Origin of the sequence: Paraburkholderia unamae, from assembly GCF_003096875.1 — a bacterium.
Lineage (GTDB): Bacteria > Pseudomonadota > Gammaproteobacteria > Burkholderiales > Burkholderiaceae > Paraburkholderia > Paraburkholderia unamae.
The window spans coordinates 1-19,974 of the sequence record NZ_QEOB01000029.1 but is presented as its reverse complement, the minus strand read 5'-3'; the positions used below and the strand labels follow the sequence as shown (position 1 = coordinate 19,974).

16 protein-coding genes are annotated in these 19,974 nt (G+C 67.3%); 7 read left to right on the top strand and 9 right to left on the bottom strand.

What is annotated here, in order from left to right; genetic code table 11:
* Positions 1-6 precede the first annotated feature (6 nt).
* Entirely contained in the window at positions 7-945 is a 939-nt protein-coding gene (locus C7402_RS39015) for a helix-turn-helix domain-containing protein (protein WP_116614340.1), read from the bottom strand.
* Between the two features lie 87 nt (positions 946-1,032).
* Here C7402_RS39015 and C7402_RS39010 point away from each other — a divergent pair, with 87 nt between their 5' ends.
* Both C7402_RS39010 and C7402_RS39005 read left to right on the top strand, forming a co-directional pair.
* Positions 1,033-2,475, top strand: coding sequence for a cytochrome P450 (locus tag C7402_RS39010; RefSeq protein WP_116614339.1), 1,443 nt, complete (start codon positions 1,033-1,035; stop codon positions 2,473-2,475).
* Between the two features lie 117 nt (positions 2,476-2,592).
* Positions 2,593-4,128, top strand: coding sequence for an amidase (locus tag C7402_RS39005; protein WP_116614338.1), 1,536 nt, complete (start codon positions 2,593-2,595; stop codon positions 4,126-4,128).
* Positions 4,129-4,140: 12 nt separating this feature from the next.
* Here the strand turns inward: C7402_RS39005 and C7402_RS39000 are convergent, their stop codons facing one another.
* From C7402_RS39000 to C7402_RS38985, 4 genes are all read right to left on the bottom strand, one after another.
* Positions 4,141-4,362, bottom strand: a complete 222-nt coding sequence (locus C7402_RS39000; RefSeq protein WP_116614337.1) for a hypothetical protein — start codon at positions 4,360-4,362, stop codon at positions 4,141-4,143.
* A gap of 137 nt (positions 4,363-4,499) precedes the next feature.
* Positions 4,500-5,954 (bottom strand): MFS transporter, encoded by a 1,455-nt coding sequence (locus C7402_RS38995; RefSeq protein WP_116614336.1) that lies wholly within the window; start codon positions 5,952-5,954, stop codon positions 4,500-4,502.
* 50 nt (positions 5,955-6,004) lie between these two features.
* Positions 6,005-7,972: an aconitase family protein gene (locus C7402_RS38990; RefSeq protein ID WP_116614335.1), complete on the bottom strand. Its 1,968-nt coding sequence runs from the start codon at positions 7,970-7,972 to the stop codon at positions 6,005-6,007.
* Positions 7,973-8,066: 94 nt separating this feature from the next.
* Entirely contained in the window at positions 8,067-8,960 is an 894-nt protein-coding gene (locus C7402_RS38985; RefSeq protein WP_116614392.1) for a LysR family transcriptional regulator, read from the bottom strand.
* Between the two features lie 784 nt (positions 8,961-9,744).
* Here C7402_RS38985 and C7402_RS38975 point away from each other — a divergent pair.
* The 4 genes from C7402_RS38975 (at position 9,745) to C7402_RS38960 (ending at position 14,570) form a co-directional block, all read left to right on the top strand.
* The gene (locus tag C7402_RS38975; protein WP_308012649.1) at positions 9,745-11,709 is read left to right on the top strand and encodes a hypothetical protein; all 1,965 of its coding nucleotides are present in this window, start codon (positions 9,745-9,747) and stop codon (positions 11,707-11,709) included.
* 329 nt (positions 11,710-12,038) lie between these two features.
* A complete protein-coding gene (locus C7402_RS38970; protein WP_116614333.1) occupies positions 12,039-12,815 on the top strand; it encodes a DUF4118 domain-containing protein in 777 nt (258 codons plus the stop codon).
* 16 nt (positions 12,816-12,831) lie between these two features.
* Complete coding sequence (locus C7402_RS38965; protein WP_116614390.1) at positions 12,832-13,737, top strand: alpha/beta hydrolase; 906 nt, start codon at positions 12,832-12,834, stop codon at positions 13,735-13,737.
* On the top strand, positions 13,734-14,570 hold the full coding sequence (locus C7402_RS38960; protein WP_116614332.1) for a MipA/OmpV family protein: 837 nt from the start codon (positions 13,734-13,736) through the stop codon (positions 14,568-14,570). The genes C7402_RS38965 and C7402_RS38960 overlap by 4 nt, the downstream gene beginning before the upstream one ends.
* Before the next feature lie 45 nt (positions 14,571-14,615).
* On the opposite strand, the gene C7402_RS38955 is transcribed toward C7402_RS38960, so the two are convergent.
* The 4 genes from C7402_RS38955 to C7402_RS38940 are packed head-to-tail and all read right to left on the bottom strand — an operon-like array spanning position 14,616 to position 19,081.
* Complete coding sequence (locus tag C7402_RS38955) at positions 14,616-15,848, bottom strand: NAD(P)/FAD-dependent oxidoreductase (protein WP_116614331.1); 1,233 nt, start codon at positions 15,846-15,848, stop codon at positions 14,616-14,618.
* 38 nt (positions 15,849-15,886) lie between these two features.
* Positions 15,887-16,240, bottom strand: coding sequence for a RidA family protein (locus C7402_RS38950; protein WP_112177606.1), 354 nt, complete (start codon positions 16,238-16,240; stop codon positions 15,887-15,889).
* A 2-nt stretch (positions 16,241-16,242) separates the two neighbouring features.
* Positions 16,243-17,769, bottom strand: coding sequence for an amidase (locus C7402_RS38945; protein ID WP_116614330.1), 1,527 nt, complete (start codon positions 17,767-17,769; stop codon positions 16,243-16,245).
* Between the two features lie 25 nt (positions 17,770-17,794).
* Entirely contained in the window at positions 17,795-19,081 is a 1,287-nt protein-coding gene (locus C7402_RS38940) for an MFS transporter (protein WP_116614329.1), read from the bottom strand.
* Positions 19,082-19,183: 102 nt separating this feature from the next.
* Between C7402_RS38940 and C7402_RS38935 the strand changes: the two genes are divergently transcribed.
* Positions 19,184-19,828, top strand: a complete 645-nt coding sequence (locus C7402_RS38935) for a helix-turn-helix domain-containing protein (protein ID WP_116614328.1) — start codon at positions 19,184-19,186, stop codon at positions 19,826-19,828.
* Positions 19,829-19,974 lie beyond the last annotated feature (146 nt).

The window sequence follows — 19,974 nt, the reverse complement described above, 5'->3', positions numbered from 1 at the left end:
GCCTGCTCAGACCCACAAGCGGTACATCCAGAACGACTCGTCCTCGACAAAGCGCTGCGCGAAGTCGGTGGGCGAGAAGCCGGTCATGCGGCGGGTCGTGCGGCTCAGGTGCGCCTGGTCCGCGAAGCCTTCGTCGTGGGCGAACGCCGCCCAGTCGACGGACACGCCCGCCGCGAAGCGCTCCGCTGCCGCGAAGTACGCGCCTTCGGTCTTCACGAGCGATTGCCACTCGCGCAGCGAGCGCCCGCTGTAGGCCTTGATGCGGCGCTCGACCTGGCGCGCGCTATGCGTGCGCCCCCATTCGCGCGCCTGCCACGCGAGACGCCCCACCCAGCGGCGGCCCGCCTGGCGCAGCGTGGCGACCGGGGAAAGGCGGCCGCGCAGCGCCTGCCAGCGCGGCGCGAGATGGTGCTCCAGAAGCGCGAGCGCTTGCGCATCGTCGGCAGTGCCAGGCAGTGCGTCGAGCAGCGGCCACCACGCTGGGCCCAGCACGTCACTCGCGCACAGAAAGCGGTCGTGGACCTGCGCCAGATCCAGCTCGAACAGGGCCTTCGCCGCATCGGCGTTCAAGCACACCATGCCGCCGCTGCCGGTGGTCGGCGCCCAGCTCGTGGTGGGCCGCGACTGACTGCCCGACAACGTGCACGCCGTGCCGAACGGCCGCCACAGCGGCCCGCTCGCGCCTGCCTCCACGAGCCCCGCATCGAGGTCGCGATACCACGACAGACACACGAGCGGCGAAGCCGGGAAGTGCGAGAGGCGTTGCGCGTCGTTCAGGTCGAAGCCGCGCGTGTCGCGACAGGCCACGGCGACGACGGCGCCCTCCAGCGCCGGCGCGGGCGGATAGAGCCGCGCATGCGGGCGCTCACCACCGCGCATCACGCGCGGCGCGCGCGCCCAGCGCTCGGGGCACACGATCGAGTGGGAAGGCGTGACGGTGGACATGACCGCGCAGTATAGGCGAGCGCGCGGCGAGCGTCGATGTCGTTTGCGTTCAAGACGTGACGCGCCGGTAGGTGTGCAATGCACCGCATGACTACGCCCTCTTCCTCCCCTTGCCCCTTCCATGCGAAGCGCGCCGACGATGCCGTGCGCGACGCTCACTCGCCTTCATCGTCGCCCGCGCCCGTTCCCTCCGGCGCATGGCCGCCCGGTCCTCGCGCGGGCCTGACCGGCTGGCGCCTGCTGCGCCGCATGTCGCGCGACCTGCTGGGCACGCTCGCCGAATGGCAGCGCGACCATGGCGACGTCGTCCACGTGCGCACGTTCCCCGAGCACGCGATCGTCGTGACCGACCCGCAACTCGCGCGCGAACTGCTGGTGACGCATCACGACGCGCTGATCCGCTGGGAGCGCGGCACGAGCATCTTCGCGCAGTTGCACGGCAACAGCGTGCTGACCTCCGAAGGCGACGCCTGGCACCTCAAGCGCCAGGCGTTGCAGCCGGGCTTCGCGCCGAAGGCGGTGCAGGCCTTCGTGCCGGGCGTGGCGGCGGCGACGGCCGACGCGCTCGCGCAGTGGCCCACCCGCGACGCATACTGGCCCGTGGAAAGCGCGCTCACCTCGCTCACGATGGACGTCATCATGCGCATGATGTTCTCGGCGCAGATCGGCGAACACGCGCGCGAGGCCGAGCACGCCGTGCGCGTAGCGAGCGAGACCGCCAACGCGGAGTTCTACTGGCCCGCCAGCCTGCCCGACTGGATGCCGTGGAAGCGCGCGAAGCGCCGGGCGATCCGCGTATTGAAGGATCTCATCGAGCGGCATCTGCAAGCGCGCCTCGCGCGCTCCGAAAGCGCCTGGCCCGACGACCTGCTCTCGCGCCTCTTGCGCCTGCACCGTGACGACGCCGCCCTGTGGCCGCTCCAGGCGGTGCGCGACGAATGCATGACGACGTTTCTCGCGGGCCACGAAACGACCGCCGCCACGCTCACCTGGTGGGCATGGTGCATGGCCTCGAATCCCGCCGCGCAGGACGCCGCGCGTGCGCAGGTGAGCGCGGTGCTGCAAGGTCGCGCGCCCGGCGGCGACGTGCGCGCCGCGTTGCCGTGGCTCACGCAAACGCTCGAAGAAACACTGCGCCTTTACCCCGCCGCGCCGGTGCTCATCAGCCGCCGCGCGCAGCGCGAACTGAACCTCGGTCCGTGGCGCTTCCCGGCGCGCACCCTGTTCATGCTGCCCGTGCAACTCATGCAGCATGATGCGCGCTGGTTTCCCGAGCCCGCCGCGTTCCAGCCCGAGCGCTTCGCTCGCGACGCGAGGCACGCCGAGCGCGGGGCGTGGTCGCCGTTCGGCGCGGGGCCGCGCGTGTGTCTCGGCCAGCATCTGGCGATGACGGAGATGACCGTGATCGCGGCGATGGTGTTGCAGCGCTACACGCTCTCGGTCCCCGAGGGCATGGCGGCCCCGCGCGCCATGCTCAATGTGACGTTGCGGCCGCAAACACCACTGCATCTGGCGCTCGCGCCGGCTTAAGGCGGCGTCCAGATCAGGCGCACGAATCCGCGTACCGGTATACAGTCGCTGCTGTTTCTGTTCGCGCGGCCGCCTCGCCGCGCGCCACGCTGCCCGTGCGCAGCAGGAGACCATGCGATGCCGGATCGACGTGCGTTTCTCAGGATCTCGGGTGCGGCGGCGAGCGCCGCCATGCTGCCGGCCGCCGCCGAAGCCAACGGCACGGCCGCCGCCGCGCTGCCGAACGACCCCGCGTGGTTGCCGGCCACCGCCTTGCTCTCACGCTTTCGCAGGCGCGAACTCTCCCCCGTCGACGTGCTCGAAGCGCAGATCAAGCGCATCGAAGCCTGGAACGACAAGGTCAACTGCATCACCACGCGGCATTACGATGAGGCGCGCGCGGCGGCCCGCGAGTCGGCGGCGCGTTATCGCAACGGCAACCCGCGCGCGCTCGAAGGCATTACCGTGGCGGTCAAGGACGAGTATGCGGTGAAGGGCTGGGTGACCACCATGGGGTCGTTGCTGCTCAAGGACGCGCCGCCCGCCACCGACGACGGCCCCGTGATCGAGCGCTTGCGCGCGGCGGGCGCGGTCTTTCACATCGAAACCACGGTGCCCGAGTTCTATGTGTGGATGACCACGGCCACGACGCTCTGGGGCGTCACGCGCAACCCGTGGAATCTCGCCTGGACGCCGGGCGGTTCCTCGGGCGGATCGGGCGCGGCGCTGGCCGCGGGCTTCACGACGCTCGCGCTCGGCTCGGACATGGGCGGCTCGATTCGCATTCCGGCCTCGCAATGCGGGCTTTATGGCTTCAAGCCGCCGTTCGGGCGCGTGCCCACGAGCGAAGTGCCCTACGAGTCCGAAGGCCCGATGGCGCGCACCTTCGACGACCTGAATCTGCTCACCAACGCGATGGTCGGCCCGCATCCGCTCGTGCATTCGTCGCTGCGTCCGCGCCTGGCCTTTCCGTCGCGCTATGCGCCGGTCAAGGGCTGGAAGATCGCCTACGATCCCATGCCGCATCTCTCGCCGCTCGATCCGCCCGTGCGCGCGGCGATGGAGCGCGCCGTGACGCGCTTCGAGCAACTCGGCGTCGAGGTCGAGCGTGTGGATATCGGCTTCGACTCGGCGGACATGGACACCTTCATGACGGGCCTCTTCTCCACCAGCATGGGCGGCCTGCGCACCGAGGCGCTCAAGGACCCCGGCAAGCTCATGCCGTACACGCGCATGCTGTTCGAGCATATGGAGGGCAAGACCGGTCCCGACGCGCTGGTGGCAACCGAAGCGCTGCTCAACGACTATCAGCGACGCGTGCAGGAAAAGGTGTTTACGCGCGGCCTGCGCGCGCTCGTCATGCCTACGCTCGCCACGCCGCTCATTCCCGCGGCGCACGGCCTGAACCCGCAAACGGACACGGTGACGATAGACGGCAAGCCGGTCACGGGCCTGCGGTTCGCGCAGACCTGGGTCTGGAACCTGCTCGGTTTCTATCCGGTCGTCCCGGCGCCGATCGGCATCGGGCCCGGCGGCATGCCGATGGGCATGCAGATCGTCGCGAACACCTTCGACGACCTCGACGCCTTCCAGCTGGCGTCGGCCTGGTCGGGCGTCGCGCCGCCGCTGTTCACGGGCAGCGCGTTTCCTGATTTCCGCGCGCAGAACGGCTAGCTCGCGAGGTGGCTAGTCGGTGATGGCAACACGCGTGCTGTCGCCCACGTTGAGACTGAACTCGTCGACCCGCCCGGCGCGCACGTCGAGCAGCAAGCGCTCCAGCGCTTCCACCCTCGCCGATTTCGTGCCGTTCGAGCGGATCAACGTTGCCGGGGTGTTGCCCGTCGCCGCTTCGTGGGCTTCGAGCAGAACCCGGATGGCTTCCTCCCGGGTCATGAAAATACGGTCCATCGCGCGCTCCTCTTCGATACGGCAGCGAAGATAGCACGCACGCCATGAGCCGGGCCGGCAGAGTGACCGGTGCTTGAGATAATGCAGTTTCCCGGCCCCCTGTACGCCCGATCGTGCACGATCGGGCGGCGCAACGCTCAGTGCGAAATGCTTTCGAGCGATTTGCCGAGCGTGCGCGGCCCCATCGTGCCGATGGCCACCATCACGAGCGCCATGGCGCCCGCGATGAAAACGAACACGCCCGTCACGCCGAACTCCCTGAGCGTGAAAGCGATCACGAACGAGCTGAACACCGCGGAAAGCCGGCTCCACGAATAGACGAAACCCACGGCACGCGCGCGAATGGCCGTGGGATAGAGCTCCTGCTGATAGGTGTGATAGGTGAACGAAATGATATTGCCGGCGAGTGTCAGCAGCACGCCGAGCGTCACGATCATTACCGCCGCCGCCGCCTGGCTGAACAGCAGGCCGCTTACGATATTGACGGCCGCCATGCAAACAATCACATGCTTGCGCTCGAAACGATCGGCGATCCAGTAGCCGAGCAGCGGGCCGAGCGGCGCGGCGAGTCCGATCACCGTGGTGTAGAGCAGGCTCGACGTGACCGTGATGCCCTGCTTCACGAGCAGCGTGGGCACCCAGTTCGCAAAGCCATAGAAGCCCACCGTCTGGAAGATATGGAAGACGATGAGCATCGCCGTGCGCTGGCCGTAGGGCGGCTTCCACATGTCGGCGAAACCTGCCTTGCGCGGCGCCGGATCGCTCGGACCGGGCGCGGGCAGCGGCGCGCCGTATTGCCGCGAGACCTTCGCTTCGAGGTCGGCGAGCACCGCTTCGGCTTCGTCGAGGCGTCCATTGCTTGCCAGCCAGCGCGGGCTCTCGGGAAGATTGCGCCGGAAGTACCACACGAATAGCGCGCTCACGCCGCCCAGCAGCACAACCCAGCGCCAGCCGTCGAGCCCGAGCATCGCTCTGGGCACGAGCAGCCAGGAGAGAAACGCGACGACAGGAACGGCCGAAAAGCCGATGGTCTGGCACACCGCGAACGCGCGGCCGCGCAAATGCTTGGGCGCGAGTTCGGAGAGGTAAGTGCCGATGGTCACGAGCTCAACGCCGATGCCCATGCCGGACAGAAAGCGCCAGAAGTTCAGGCCGCCCGCCGTATCCTGGAACGCCATGACCGTATTCGCCGCCACGTACCACAGCAGCGACCACGTGAAGATCGCGCGCCGGCCAAAGCGGTCCGCGAGAAAACCACATGCCGCTGTGCCCAGAAACAGGCCGCAAAACAGCGCGGCAATGAAGCTCGCGACGCCCGATGTGCCGAAAAGCCCGGACGTCGTGGAGGTCAGTATGCCGCTCTTCACGAGGCCTGGCGCGACATAACCCGTGAAAAGCAGATCGTACAGTTCGAAGAAGAAGCCGAGGCTGAGCAGCAGGATCAGCTTCCAGACCGCACGCGTGGCGGGAAGCCTGTCGAGGCGTGCCGAGAGTGCGCCGTAAATCGCGGCGCCGTCGGCAAGCGGGGTGGCGTCGACGCTTGCGCCAGGGTCGGCGTCGCGCAGGTTCGCTGCGCCCTCCAGAATGGCCATGTTTGTCTCCAGTTTAGTAGTTCGAATGACTTATCGGCGAGCACGGTGGCTCATGGGTACCGTTCTTTCAGTTCGCCGAATGAAGCGATGCGGCCCGCGAGCGCGCTCGCGACCACCGTTGGCGGGCTCGCGAGCCACACCTGGCCGGGGCCCGAACGCCCCGGAAAATTACGGTTGATCGCGCTGATCGTGACCTGATCCGCATCCACGGAGGCCCCCGGCCCGCAATTGGCGCAAGCGCCGCAGGCAGGTTCGAGCAGAATCGCGCCGACCTGCTCGAAGGCTTCGAGATAACCACGCTGCCGGCAGTAGTCGCGCACATCGGAGGTGCCGAACTGCAAGTAGAGTTTCACGCTGGCGGGAACACGCAGGCCGCGCGCGGCGGCCCACGCCAGCACTTCGTGATAGTGGTCGAAATCCTCGCGCTTGCCCGCCGTGCACGAGCCGCCATAAGCGATGTCCACCTGCGGGCGCTGCGCGAGATCATGCAGCGCCACGCCGTTGCCGGGGTCGCCCGGCGCGGCGAGCATGGGCGTCAGCGCCGCGCAGTCGATGTCGATCACCTCGGCATAGGGCGCGCCCGGATCGCTTTGCATCCAGGGCTCAACGACAAAGTCGATGCCGCGCCGCGCCTTGAGGAAGCGCACGGTTTCGGCGTCGGGGGCGACGAGTCCCGTGAAGCCGCCGAGTTCGGCCGTCATGTTCGTGAGCGTGGTGCGCTCGTCGGTGCTCAACTGCGCAACGGCCGAGCCCGCGAACTCGAACACCTTGCCCACGCCCGCTCCCGCCCGGATTTCAGGCTGCGCGAGCAGATGCAGCACGAGATCCTTCGCCGTCACCCCGGCGGGCACGGGACCCTGAAAATTCACCCGCAGCGACTGCGGCACCGTCATGCGCACCGCACCCGTGACGAACGCGTTAGCCATGTCGGTCGTGCCCACGCCGAACGCGAGGCACCCGAGCGCCCCGCTATGCGGCGTATGCGAATCCGTGCCCACGACCACTTGGCCCGGCAGCGCGTAGCGCTCGGCCATCATCGCGTGGGAAATGCCTTCGGAGCCCTCGACCCCTTCCCGGCGCTCGCCTGGCAGCTCGCTCAGGTAGCCATGATTTTTCAGGCCGTAGTCGGCGGCGAACTGGCGGTGCGCGGCCGAAAGCTCGCGCACGTCGGGCAGCAGGCCGTTGCGCACGTGCAATTCGCTCTTGTGCGAATACGAAAGATGGTCTTCGAACGCGAGGATCGTTTCAGGCCGATGCAGCGACAGCGGCTTGCCGAAGGTGGCGTGCAGCATGTGCGTCGCCATGCCTGTGTAGTACTCGTGGATGAAGCGCCAGTCCGCCCGGACGAACATGCCCGCGCCCGGCGCCGGCGATTCCCCCGTGTGCTCCGTGCGCAGCACGTGGCGCTCGATGATTTTCGCGGCCAGCGTGCGTGGCGCATCGCTCGCGCTCGACGTCGCGGGCGCGATCCTGCGCATGTGTTGCGCGCCGTATTTCAGCAGGCCGCCGCTTCTCAGGATCGAAGCCGCGAGGCCGTCGCGCGAGGCGACGAGTTCTTCGATATCGATCGCCTCGCCGCGCCGGATACGCTCGATCAGCCCGAAATCCGTCGAGGTGAACAAGCCGATGTTGTCGGCATTCTGGCGGTAGATGCGCTCGAAGCTGCGCGCGATCACGAGCCGGATGCCCGCGCGAAACTCGGCAAGCGGGCTATGCTCGCGCGACGATCCCTTGCCGTAGCGGTTGCCCGCCACGGTCACGCAAAAGCCGCCGTTTCGTACGGTGTCCATAGCAATCGGGTTGCGCCCGTCCGCGCGAAAGCCCACATAGGGCACGCGGCCAAGGCGCTCGTCGAAGCGCGTGAGCACGCTCATGGGCGTGATCTCATCGGTCGAAACGTCGTCTCTCAGCGCTTGCGGCCCGGGCGTCGCGAGATCGGCGCCGCGCGCCTGCCGCTCGACCGCATCGGCGTCCTTGCAAAGAAACAGGATCCGGCCGCTCAATTCCAGTGTCGCCATCTGATCTCTCCTTGAGCGGAAATCTAGACGGCGGCGGCGGGCGCAATGAAGTGCTCGATTGGCAACGGGGCCATCGCAAACCGCGATGTCCTCGTTAACCCTCGCGTTGCACGAGCGACTCGATCAAGGCCTGGACGGCCCGCAGCCGCGACGACTTGCGCAGCGCATGCAGGCGCAGGCTGCGGCCGAGCGCCCACGGCTCGTTTAGCGGCCGGCGCACGAAGCCCTGCGATCCCGCGAAAGCCGAAGCGGCGCTGGTGGGCACGATGCCGATGCCAAGCCGCGCCTCGACCATGCGGCACTGCGCGTCGAAACTGTTGACCGTCACCGAGATGCGCAGCGGCACGCGGGCCGCCTCGGCGCGCTCCTTGAGCGTCTGGTCGAGCGAGCCGCCCGCCTGAAGCGCAACGAGCGCAAAGCGCAGCACGTCGCCGAACCTGGGCGCCTCCATGGCGGCGAGTTCATGGTCCGGGGGCAGCACGACCATGAGCGGGTCGTCGGCGAAATGCCACGATTCGAGGCCGCCGGGGATCTTGCCGCTTGCCGAGATCCCCACGTCGGCCCGGTCCTCCAGGCATGCGCGCACGACTTCGTCGCTGATCTGCTCGGTGAGTGCGATCTGCACGAGGGGATAGCGCGCCTGAAACGCCTTGAGCCGCTCGGGCAGCAAGCCGACGATGGCCGACGCATTGGCGAACAGGCGCACGACGCCGGCCACCTCGCCGCTGAGCGACTGGACTTCACGCGCGAACGATTGCAACTGGTCGTGCACCGCCACCGCGCGCGCGAAGGCGTGACGCCCCGCCTCGGTCAATTCGACACCCGCTGGGGAGCGGATGAGCAACGCGAGTCCCATGGCGGCTTCGAGGTCCGCCATGCGCCGGCTCAACGCCGAAGGCGCAATGTGATTGCGCCCGGCCGCGCGGGCAATGGACCCCTCTTCCACGACCGAGATGAACAGTTCGAGGCTGTATGGATCGATTCGCATGGCCGCCATATTAACAGTAGCGCCAATTACAGTCAGACCCGAATTAAAGAGAAAGGATTTTAAAAGGTTGGCATTACGTAAATGGATTTTATGTATTCACCCCGTTTTTATTCCTTCAGTTCGCATCGAGTCCGCCGTTATAGGCATCAACAGCCCGTTTTTGCGGCAATCAATGCGGCCGGCATGATTCGGGCGTTTTAAGGTAATTCATACCTTGCTATTGGCGGAAATTCACTAAGCGGCGGTAATTGCAACTCGTCGCAATTCGTGTGACATTTTGTTACGTCTGATTTTCACAACCCTGGGGGGATTGTCGGTAATATCCGCCGCGCGTCTGACTTTAAGTAGTGACTTCGTAATCTTCGTCCGCAAGAATTGCGCACGTCTCCCTCCCCTCAGGGAACCCGCGTAAGGCCGAAATACCGACGGCGCACCCAGCGGCGTTGTTCGCGCCGCTGTACGCGAATTGTCCGCATCGCGCGGCGCATGTTGACGGGTGTGAAGCGCATCCAGCCGATGTGCGGCACCCGCCCAAATTCAAACTCCTGACTCTCAGCTTGCCCGTGAGCGCGCGACGCGTGCCCTGGCCGGCCGGGCGTCGTATTGTCTTTTTCGATCGATGAAGCTCATTCATGTAGTCCTGACTTCGTCGCTGGCCCTGGCGGCATGTGGCGGCGGCGGTTCCGGAGGCAACGGAACGGATGCGACAAACGCCAATGCCCTGGCCGCGCCGAACAGCGCGAGTGGCGCGAGCGGTGCAAGCAGCGCGAGTGGCGCCAGTGCCGTGAACGCAGCGAACTCCACCAACACGGCGGCAGACACGCCAGGCTCGGGCGGCACAGGCGCGGCAAACGCAGCCGCCGCCACGGGTGCGGGCACAGGCACGGACACCAGCGCGGGCACCGATCCCAGCACAAACGCAAGCACGAACGCGAGCACGGCCAACACGGGCGCGAGCGGCGCCGGCTCGACCTCGCCCGCCGTCACGGCAGGCGCGATGAACTGCGGCTCGCCCGCCACGTCGAGCGCGGCTTCGGCAACGTCGCTCGTCTCCGCCGATACGCCGAGCGCGCAAAGCGGCCGCATGTTCGCCTCGGGCGCCGCGTTTCCCGTGGCGTTCGTCACCAATGCGCCCGCTTCGGACACGCTCGTCTGGTCGATCACCGACCATGTCGGCAAAGTGGCCGCGAGCGGCAGCCTGCCCGTGACGGCCGGCCCCGTGACGACCACCTTGACCTGCACCTCGACGCTCGCGGGCTACTTCGCCGTGTCGGCCACGCTGGCCAACGGCGGCGGCCAGATCCCCTCGGCGGGCACCCGCCCCGCCGGCAACGCGACCTTCGGCGTGCTGCCGAACCTGGCGAGCGTCGTGCCCGCCGTCACGTACGCGCGCCAGGACCTGCACCGCTTCGGCATGCAAGGCGAGGACGACAACGGCTCCGTGCTCTCCGGCCTCGGCATCTCGTGGACGTACGACCATCGCGAGCTCTATACGATGGAGCCCAACGGCCGCAACACCTTCAATCCGAACGCCAACAACCTCGACCCGTTCTACACCACGGGCAACGTGATGCGCTTCGTGCGGCTGGACGGCATTCCGGCATGGCTGAGCCCGACCGGCCAGTTCGAGGACGAGTCGCGCCTGCCCACCGATCTCGCGTACTACCAGGACTATATGAGCCGGGTCGGCACCGAATCGAACATCATTCGCACGACTTATTTTCCGAAGCAGTCGGCCAACTACTACCAGCTCACCTGGGAGCCGGATTCGCAGTGGCAAGGCACGAACGCGGAGTTCATCCAGTTGTACCAGACCGTCTACCAGGGCCTGCACTCGACCGATCCTCACGCCATGCTGATGGGCCCCACCGACACCGCGCCCTCGGGAACCGCCGACCAGCTCAAGACGCTCGCGCCGCTCGGCTTCGCCCAGCTCATCGACGGCGTGACGACGCACGGCTACTACGACATCAACGGCAGCTCGCCTTCGTACGCGCCGGAGCGCCTCGCGGGCGATCCGTCCACCGCTTCGGACTCGCTCATCGGGCAGATGCGCAAGCTGCGCAGCGAAATGGCCGCCGACTACAAGCCGGGCATGAAGCTGTTCCAGACCGAAGTCGGCATCAGCTATGACAACGGCGCAAGCTACGGTCCGAACTATCCGGGCGCCAACATCCTCTACGCGCAAGGCGCGCTGGTGGCGCGCAGCCACCTGATCGTGCTCGGCGAAGGCGCCGATCAGACCTGGGTGTTCTATGGCGCGGACTTCCCGGACAAGGTGGGCTACGGCACGTTCTTCGACCTGAGCGACGCCACCGGGCAATACGGCGCGCAGAACATCAGCCCCAAGCCCGCGGCAATGGCCGTGGCGGCGATGACGCGCGTTCTCGACGGCACCAACACGCTCGGCCCCGTGAACGGCACGCCCTCGGGCGTCTACGCCTACGCGTTCCAGCAGTTGAACAACGGCGCCGTGATCACGGCGCTGTGGACCCACAACAACGCGGTGTGGAGCGCGGCGAGCGGCTATAGCTCGACCTATGGCGTGCCGTACAGCCTCGCGGTGGATGCGCCCGGCACGAGCGGCACGGTCACCGTGATCGACGAGATGGGCAATCCGGCGACCATGAGCTACACCAACGGCACCGTTGCCCTCACGCTGACCGAATCGCCGGTCTACGTGGTCTCGACGAACGCGACGGTGGCGAGCGCCAACGCCACGCGGCCCACGGGGTATGTGCCCAATTGATTGGGCGTGACGGGTTCGGGCGTCGCGCGCTGTCCTGCACCTGAATCCGCGCCTGAACCCGCGCCGCGAACGACGACGGCCGGGCTTGCCCCCAACGTTCGCATGGCCAATTCCACGTTGGCAAACACTGTTGTAAACGGTGGTAACATTCGGGACGCACGGCATTCCTTGGGACACGGAAGGTGGCGCTCTGCCTGTATCGCGAGCGCCGCGTTTCGCCGGACCACTCCTTTCGGATTGCCTACACTAGTCAAAATTAAAGCGTCGATGCGCGCCAGCGCGCGATCCGAATGCCAAGGCCCGCCCGAAGGCGGGCGCTCCGGGAAACCATGAAAGTCCGTAACGCCCGTCTTTGGGCGCCGAGAGGCCCGCGCCGGTGGTGCCTCGCCGCTTGCGCGCTCGCCGCCGCGAGTCTGATCCGCTTCGTACTGCACCCGATTCTGGGCCCGATGATGCCGGGCACCACGTTTTGCATCGCCGCTTCACTGGTCGAGTACTTTCTCGGCCTCGCGCCCGCGCTGACCGTCATGGTGCTCGGCCTCGGCATTGCGGACTATATGTTCGTGCCGCCTTACGAAAACTTTACGCACCTGGACCTGCACGATCTGGTCCTGCTGGTGTCGTATCCGCTCGTCACGGTGATCGTGATCACGCTGATCGAGCGGCTGCGGCGCGAGCAATGTCGCGGCCAGTTGATCGCCTCGGTCGCGCAGTCGCGCTACGAAATGCTGCTGCGTCACGACAACGAGCGCGCGCTCGCGCGCCGCGCCGTGGACGAAACGCATCGACTGCTGCGCCACCTTGCGCAGCACCATGAAGGCTTCATCCTCATCAAGGGGCTGGAGCGCAACGCCACCCAACTGGCGAGCGTGGGCCAGAGCCCGTCGCGCGCGCTGCCGGCCGCCGCGGAAGTCGCGCCTGGCCCGTTGTTCGACGCGCTCCATCCCGAAGACCTCCAGCGCCTCACCAACGGCCTGTGGCCGGGGCACCATCGCGTGCGCTTGCGCAGCGGGCAGCACAAGCGGGAGTATCAGTTCGCCAATTGCAGTTGCGAGCGCTTCACCACGCATGCGGGCGATTTCCTCGTTCTGCGCACGGAGGTCTGACGTGGCGACCGTCGAAATGCAACCGGCCGCAAGCGTCGCGCCGGCCGCCCAGTCCACGCGCTTTTTCTGCGAAGGCGACGGCCACGCCGTGCTCATGCTGCACGGGCTGTCGAGCTCGCCGCTCGAACTGCGCTATCTCGCGCGCTACCTGCAAAGCGAAGGCTTCACCGTGTGCGCGCCGCTCATCGAGGGCTATAGCGCGGGCGCGGGCCAGTTGCCGATGGAGCAATGGGTCGAGCACGCGGTGCGCGAGTACGACGCACTGGCCGCGCGCCACGCGCGCGTGTCCATCTGCGGCCTGTCGATCGGCGGCGCGCTCGCGCTACGCGTGATCCGCGAGCGGCCGGGCGCGCAATCGCTCGTCCTGCTCTCGCTCACGCTCGCTTACGACGGCTGGGCGATTCCCTGGTATCGCTTCCTGCTCGACTGGGCTTACTTCACGCCCTTACGCCACCGCTACCGCTATCGCGAGGCCGAACCGTTCGGTGTGCGTAACGAGGCGTTGCGCAAGAAGATCGCCCGCGCGATGCAGCGCAACGACTTCAGCGAAGTCGGCCCCTCCACGATCGCGCTGCCCGCGCTGCATCAGGCGCTGCGCCTCGCGCGCGCGGCGCGCAAGGACGTCGCCGCCATCGAAAACGACACGCTCGTGATCCACGCGATCGACGACGAAACGTCGAGCCCGCGCAATCCGCGTTACGTGATCGATCGCATCGGCGCGAATTTCCTGCGCACGCTGTGGCTGGACGACTCGTATCACATGATCACCTCGGACAACGAGCGCGAGATCGTTGCGCGCGAAACAGCCTTGTTCCTGCGCGAAAGCGAGGTGGCACACGGCGCGCAGGACCAGCCCGTGGTCTCGAAGGCGCTTGCCCGGCGTTTGCGTCAACTGGCGGCAGTCGGAAGGAAAAATACGTGAAGCCATCCATAGCAGCGCAAGGGCTGGCGTGCCTCCTCACGCTGGCCGCGGCCTCGCATGCGTGGGCCGACGGCACAGACCCGCAAACCGCGCAAATCTCGCCAACTTCGCCGGCGGCCTCGGTCGCGCCCGTCACCACGGCCGACTCGCCGTGGAAGATCTCGATCGGCCCCGGCGTCTATATCGCGCCGGAATATCCGGGCGCGCGCCATCTGAAGCTGTATCCGTTTCCGTCGCTCGACATCTCGTACCGGGACCGCATCTTTTCGCAGGGGCCGGACGTGCTCGGCGTGAACCTGCTGACGGCGGAAAACTATCACGTGGGCGTTTCGCTGAGCTTCGACTTCCAGTCGCGCACGGTCTCGGACGACCCGCATCTGCACGGCCTGAGCAACGTGGACGACGGCCCGAAGCTGCGGGTGTTCGCCGACTACACGCTATGGGCGTTCACGGGCGCCGTGGCCGTGTATCAGGACATCAGCGGTCACGGGCAGGGAACGACGGCGAGCGCGGATCTGTACGCCTCGCTGCCGTTGCCGGGCTGGCTGTTCTCGGTGGGGCCGGGGCTCACGTGGGCCAATGCGCTCTACACGCACACGCTGTTTGGCGTGACGCCCGAGCAAAGCGCGGCGTCAGGCCTGCCGGCTTACGCGACCGGCTCCGGCATACGCGATGTGCACATGACGTTCTACGCGACGCACGACTTTTCGAAGCACTGGGTCGGCTCCGTGAACGCCACGCTCGGACGCCTCCAGCGCTACGCCGCCGGAAGCCCGGTTACCGAGTCCCGGCGTGAACTGACCGCGTTCGCGGGGCTGAACTACCGGTTCTGAGCGCCGGGCGCGGGGCCGGCTCGCGTCGAGCCCCTCTTCCGGCCTTCAAAACCGGTCGGCCCGGAACGGCCGGGGATCGACCACGGTGGGCGCCCCCGTCATCATCTCCGCAATCAGGCGGCCCGTGACCGGCCCGAGCGTGAGGCCGTGATGCGCGTGGCCAAACGCGAACCAGAGGCCGTCGTGTTTCGGCGCAGGGCCGATGACCGGCTTCATGTCGGGCGTGCAGGGGCGGCGGCCGAGCCACGGCTCGGCATCGACGCGCTCACCGAGCGGAAAAATGCCGCGCGCGAGCGGCTCCACCGCTTCGAGCTGAACCGGCGTCTTCGCGGTATCGCGAAAGCCCAGTTCCACGCCGGTCGTGAGACGGATGCCGCGCGCCATCGGCGTGATCAGGAAACCCACTTCGGCGTCGAGCACCGGCTGGCTCAGCTTCGCACCGTTCAACGCAGCGTAGTGCATGTGATAGCCGCGCTTCACCGCGAGCGGCAAGTCATAGCCCAGCCGCGCCGTGAGGTCGCCCGACCACGGGCCCATGGCGATCACGGCCGATTGCGCCGTGACGGGTCCGTCCTGCGTCATGACGCGCCACGACGGTTCGAGCGTCGCGGCGTCGCCCATCAGCACGCGTCCGCCCAACCGCTCGAACAGTTTCGCATAGGCCGTGACGAGTCCATTCGGATCACTAACGGAATCGGAATCCGTATAGCGCACGCCGCCCACCAGCGCGTGGCCCAGCGCGGGCTCGGCGGCGCGCAGCGCCTGGGCGTCGAGCGCCTCGTGCCCAACGCCGTATTCGCGCCGCCAGCGCTGCGCCTCGGCCACGGTGGCGTCCATCGCGCGCGCGCTGCGAAACACCTTCATCCAGCCATTGGTGCGCAGCAGCGCCTGCGCGCCCGCCGCCTCGATCAGCGCGCGATGCTCGATGACGCAATGCTCGATCAGCGTGGCGTACGCGCGCGCGATCGCGGCGTGGCGATCGGCGCGCGAATGGTGCCAGTAGCGGTAGAGGAACGGCAGCAGATGCGGCATGGCCCCCGGGTGATAGCGCACGTCCGTCGAGCGATTGCCCGCGTAGCGCAAGAGCGTCGCGAGGTCGCGCGGAAAGGCGTAGGGGTAGACGCCTTCACGCTGGATCAGCCCGCCGTTGCCGTGCGACGTTTCATTGCCGGGCGCCCTGCGGTCCACGAGCGCGACCGCCAGGCCGCGCCGCTGCAACTGCAATGCCACCGAGACCCCGACGATCCCGCCGCCAAGCACGACCGAGTCGAATTTCATTACGCTATGTCCTTGAATCCGCGCTTTGGCGAGAGCGCTCAGGCGAGCGCCGTGACGGCCACTTCGACGTCGAGGCCCGGGCGCATCAGCAGCGCCTGCACGCAGGCGCGCGTGGGCGCGTGACCGGCCGCCACCCAGGCGTCCCACACGGCGTTGAACGCGTCGAAGTGCTTCGGGTCGCTCAGCCACACGTTCGCGGTGAGCAGACGCGTCTTGTCCACGCCCGCCGAAGCGAGCAGCTTGTCGATGCGGGTGAGGATCTCGGTGGTCTGGACGTCGATCGGCGCGCCCGCCGTATCGGGCACCTGGCCCGAGAGGTACACGACGCCATTGGCGATCACGACCTGGCTCATGCGCGCGTTGGTTTGCAGTCTCTTGATTTCGTTGCTCATGGTCATACCGTCGAAAGCCCGGCGGCGGCGCCACCGGTGGGGTGATAAATGGGCGGCGCGGTGACAATGGACGTCAGCGCCGGATTGGGTTGCGTGAGCCGCGCGAGATCGGGACGCGGGCGGCGCAGCACAGGATACGCCGAAAACGCCGCTTCGAGCGCCTGCGCGACGGCCAGCGTTTTCATGTCGCCACGGAACGGCCCGACGATCTGGAGTCCGAACGGCATGCCCGCGTGATCGACGCCGCAAGGCAGCGCGATCGCCGGGTGCGTAGTGAGCGTGACGACATAGGTGAGCGCGAGCCAGCGGTAATAGTTCTCCTGCTCGCGGCCGTCGATGTGCGAAGCATAAAGCTCGCTCCACAGAAACGGCGTGACCGGCGTGGTGGGCGAGACGATCACGTCGTAGCGCGCGAACGCCGCCTGGAAGCGCTGGAAAATGCGCGTTTGCTCGGCCTGGGCCCATGCGCTGTCCGCGAGCGACATCTTCGCGCCCATTTCGTAGTTCGCGCGCGTGTTCGGCCCGAGCGCGCCGGGGTCGCGCGTGTAGGCCGCATGCAGGCCTGCGACGAAGCTTTCCGCGCGGATCACGTCGAAGCAGCGATGCACGTCGCCGAGATCGAACTCGACCGGCTCGCAGGTATGGACGATGCGCTTGAGCTCCGCCACGCGCGCGCGGAACACCGCGCGAATGGCCGGATCGACGTCGCAGCAGCCGAAGTCCTCGGTGTAGCCGATGCGCAGCGTCGAAGGATCGATGTGCGGGGGCAACGCGAAAGCCTGTGCGTCGAGCGCATAGCTCAGCGGATCGCCCGCCGACTCGCCCGCCGTGGCGGCGAGCTGCAACGCCGTTTCCGCGACGTCGCGGCCCATCGGTCCGACCACGGAAATGGGCGTCCAGCCGATCAGCCGCCGCGAGTTCGGCACGAGCCCGGGCGACGGGCGAAAGCCCACCACCCCGCACTTCGCGGCCGGAATGCGCAGCGAGCCGCCCGTGTCGGAGCCCGTGCAAACGGGCAGCATGTCGCACGCGAGCGCCGCCGCCGAGCCGCCCGACGAGCCGCCCGCGTTGAGTTCGGGGTTGAACGGATTGCCCGTCGCGCCCCAGACGGGGTTGCGCGTGTTCGCGCCCGCGCCCAGCTCCGGCACGTTCGTCTTGGCCACGAGAATCGCCCCGGCCGCGCGCAGGCGCTCCACGAGCACCACGTCGCGCTCAGGCACGTTGCCGCGCGACATCGGCGTGCCGTAGGTCGTCAGCAGCCCCGCCGTGTCTTCGAGATCCTTCACGCCGAGCGGCAGGCCATGCAGCAGGCCGAGCGGCTTGCCGTCCATGACGGCCTGCTCGGCGGCCTTCGCCGCTGCGCGCGCGGCGTCGAAACAGGTGGCCGTGATCGCGTTCACGGCCGGATTCACGGCTTCGATGCGCTCGATGCACGCATCGAGCAGTTCCACGGGCGAAACGGCCTTCGCACCGATCAAGCGGCGCAGCTCGACAGCGGACAGGCTGACAAGCTCGGTTTTGTCGGACATCGTTGGTTTTCCTGATGAAGTGGCGTCAGCCGATGGCTTCGCCGGTTCGGTCGCGCAGCCAGATTAGCGGAATCAGCGAGATCGCGCAGGCTGCGGCGACATACCATGCGGGCGCGAGCGGATTGCCCGTGCGCGCGACGATCCAGCTTGCCACGAGCGGCGAGAAGCCGCCGAAGATCGATGCGCTCACAACATAAGTGAGCGCGATGCCCGTGGCGCGCACTTCGCGCGGGAACAGCTCGGGGATCATCACGAGCACGGGCACGACCTGCCCGGCCACGAACACCGAAAGAAACGCGGAGACCGCGCACAGCAGCGCCATCGAAGGCGCGGCGGAAAGCCATGCAAATGCCGGGTACACGCTCAGCAGCAGCACCACGCGCGAGATCACGAGCACGCGCTTGCGGGTGTAGCGATCGGCGAGCTTGCCCGCGAGCGGCGCGGCGGCGAACAGTACGAGCGAGCTGACCACGCCCGACGTCACCGCCGCCGTGGACGACAGATGCAAGGTCCGCACCGCATGATTCGGCAGGAAGAATGCCGTGATGTAGATGGACACCGAGCCGCCCAGCTCGGCGAACGTGCCGAGTATCGTGAGCTTGAGGTGCGTGGTGAGCGCGGCCTTCAACGCGCCGCTGCGGCGCGCGCCGTGCGCGGGCGCGGCGCTCAACGTTTCTTCCAGGCGGCGCCGGATCAGCATGCCCACGGGCGCGGCCACGATGCCGAGCAGAAACGGAAGGCGCCAGCCCCAGGCATCCACGGCTTCTCTCGGCAGCACCACGTTGACGAGCGTGGCGACCGCCGCGCCCAGCGCGAGGCCGAGCGCGGTGGCCGCGAAGTTCCAGCTGGCGAAGAAGGCGCGCGTGTGGTCGCTCGCATATTCCACGAGCAGCGTCGTGCCGGGACCGAACTCGCCGCCCGCCGCAAAGCCCTGAATGAGGCGCGCCGTGAGCACGATGAGCGGCGCGGCGAGACCCGCCACCGCATAGGTCGGCGCGCCGGCGATCAGCGCGCAGCTCAGCGCCATCAGCATGATGGTCAGCACCATCGCGCGCTTGCGCCCCGCGCGGTCCGCATAGGCGCCGATCACGATGCCGCCGAGCGGGCGCACCACGAAGCCGACGCCGAACAGACCGATGGAGAGCAGAAACTGGTTGACGGGCGAGGCGGAGGGAAAGAACAGCTTGCCGATCTGGATCGCGAAGAAACTGTAGATCGTGAAATCGTAGTACTCGAGCGCCGTGCCGAGCGTGGTCGCGGCAATGACCTGGCCCTTCGAAAGTCCCGCCTTCTCCAATGCGATTGATGCCACGACGCTGCTCCTTCAAAAGGGAGTCGAGATGCGAGTTATCATATACGAGAAAAAATAAATTCTCGTATACGACAAAACCCGTAACCGGGAACGGTACTTTTCATGGCAAATACGGCGGCACGACACCAGGAAACGCCTGAACAGGCGGCAACGGAGATCGACCACGCGGCGGTCGGCGCGCGCCTGCGCGACGCGCGCAAAGCGCGCGAACTCACGCTCATGCAGCTATCGGCGCTTTCGGGAATCGCGGTTTCGACGATCTCGAAGGCCGAGCGCGGCGACATCGCGCTCACCTATGACAAGTTCGCGGCGCTCGCGCACGCGCTGAACGTGGACTTCGACACGATTTTCGGGCGCAGGAAGCGCAAGGCGGCAGGCCCGATGACGCCTACGCTCACGCGCGCGGGCAAGCAGATGATCTACGACACGCCGAACTACGAGTACGGCATGATCGCCAACGACCTCACGGGCAAACGGATGGTGCCGATGCGCGGGCGCATTCACGCCCGCACGATGGACGCGTTTCCCGACTACATCCGGCACAGCGGAGAGGAGTTTCTGTTCCTGCTGGGCGGGGAACTGGAATTGCACTTCGAGAACGGCACGGTCTTCAAGCTCTCGCCTGGCGACAGCCTGTATTTCGACAGCGCCGTGGGGCACGTGTATCTCAGCACAGGCGCGCAGGACGCCGAGGTGCTGGTTTGTTGCGTGGACAACGACTCGCATCGGCTGCCCGAAACGCTCTGAGCGAGCGCGATCGAACATGACGCCGCCGCGTTGGCGCGGCGGCGTCATATCGCTCATCGGCCGAGCATCGGCAGCTTGAGGCCCGCTTCGCGCGCGGTTTGCTGCGCAAGCTCGTAGCCCGCGTCCGCGTGGCGCATCACGCCCGT

Excerpts from the sequence above, each read along its gene's own strand:
- C7402_RS39015 (WP_116614340.1), bottom strand. The coding sequence starts at position 945 with ATGTCCACCGTCACGCCTTCCCACTCGATCGTGTGCCCCGAGCGCTGG.
- C7402_RS39010 (WP_116614339.1), top strand. The coding sequence starts at position 1,033 with ATGACTACGCCCTCTTCCTCCCCTTGCCCCTTCCATGCGAAGCGCGCC.
- C7402_RS39005 (WP_116614338.1), top strand. The coding sequence starts at position 2,593 with ATGCCGGATCGACGTGCGTTTCTCAGGATCTCGGGTGCGGCGGCGAGC.
- C7402_RS39000 (WP_116614337.1), bottom strand. The coding sequence starts at position 4,362 with ATGGACCGTATTTTCATGACCCGGGAGGAAGCCATCCGGGTTCTGCTC.
- C7402_RS38995 (WP_116614336.1), bottom strand. The coding sequence starts at position 5,954 with ATGGCCATTCTGGAGGGCGCAGCGAACCTGCGCGACGCCGACCCTGGC.
- C7402_RS38990 (WP_116614335.1), bottom strand. The coding sequence starts at position 7,972 with ATGGCGACACTGGAATTGAGCGGCCGGATCCTGTTTCTTTGCAAGGAC.
- C7402_RS38985 (WP_116614392.1), bottom strand. The coding sequence starts at position 8,960 with ATGCGAATCGATCCATACAGCCTCGAACTGTTCATCTCGGTCGTGGAA.
- C7402_RS38970 (WP_116614333.1), top strand. The coding sequence starts at position 12,039 with ATGAAAGTCCGTAACGCCCGTCTTTGGGCGCCGAGAGGCCCGCGCCGG.
- C7402_RS38965 (WP_116614390.1), top strand. The coding sequence starts at position 12,832 with ATGCAACCGGCCGCAAGCGTCGCGCCGGCCGCCCAGTCCACGCGCTTT.
- C7402_RS38955 (WP_116614331.1), bottom strand. The coding sequence starts at position 15,848 with ATGAAATTCGACTCGGTCGTGCTTGGCGGCGGGATCGTCGGGGTCTCG.
- C7402_RS38950 (WP_112177606.1), bottom strand. The coding sequence starts at position 16,240 with ATGAGCAACGAAATCAAGAGACTGCAAACCAACGCGCGCATGAGCCAG.
- C7402_RS38945 (WP_116614330.1), bottom strand. The coding sequence starts at position 17,769 with ATGTCCGACAAAACCGAGCTTGTCAGCCTGTCCGCTGTCGAGCTGCGC.
- C7402_RS38935 (WP_116614328.1), top strand. The coding sequence starts at position 19,184 with ATGGCAAATACGGCGGCACGACACCAGGAAACGCCTGAACAGGCGGCA.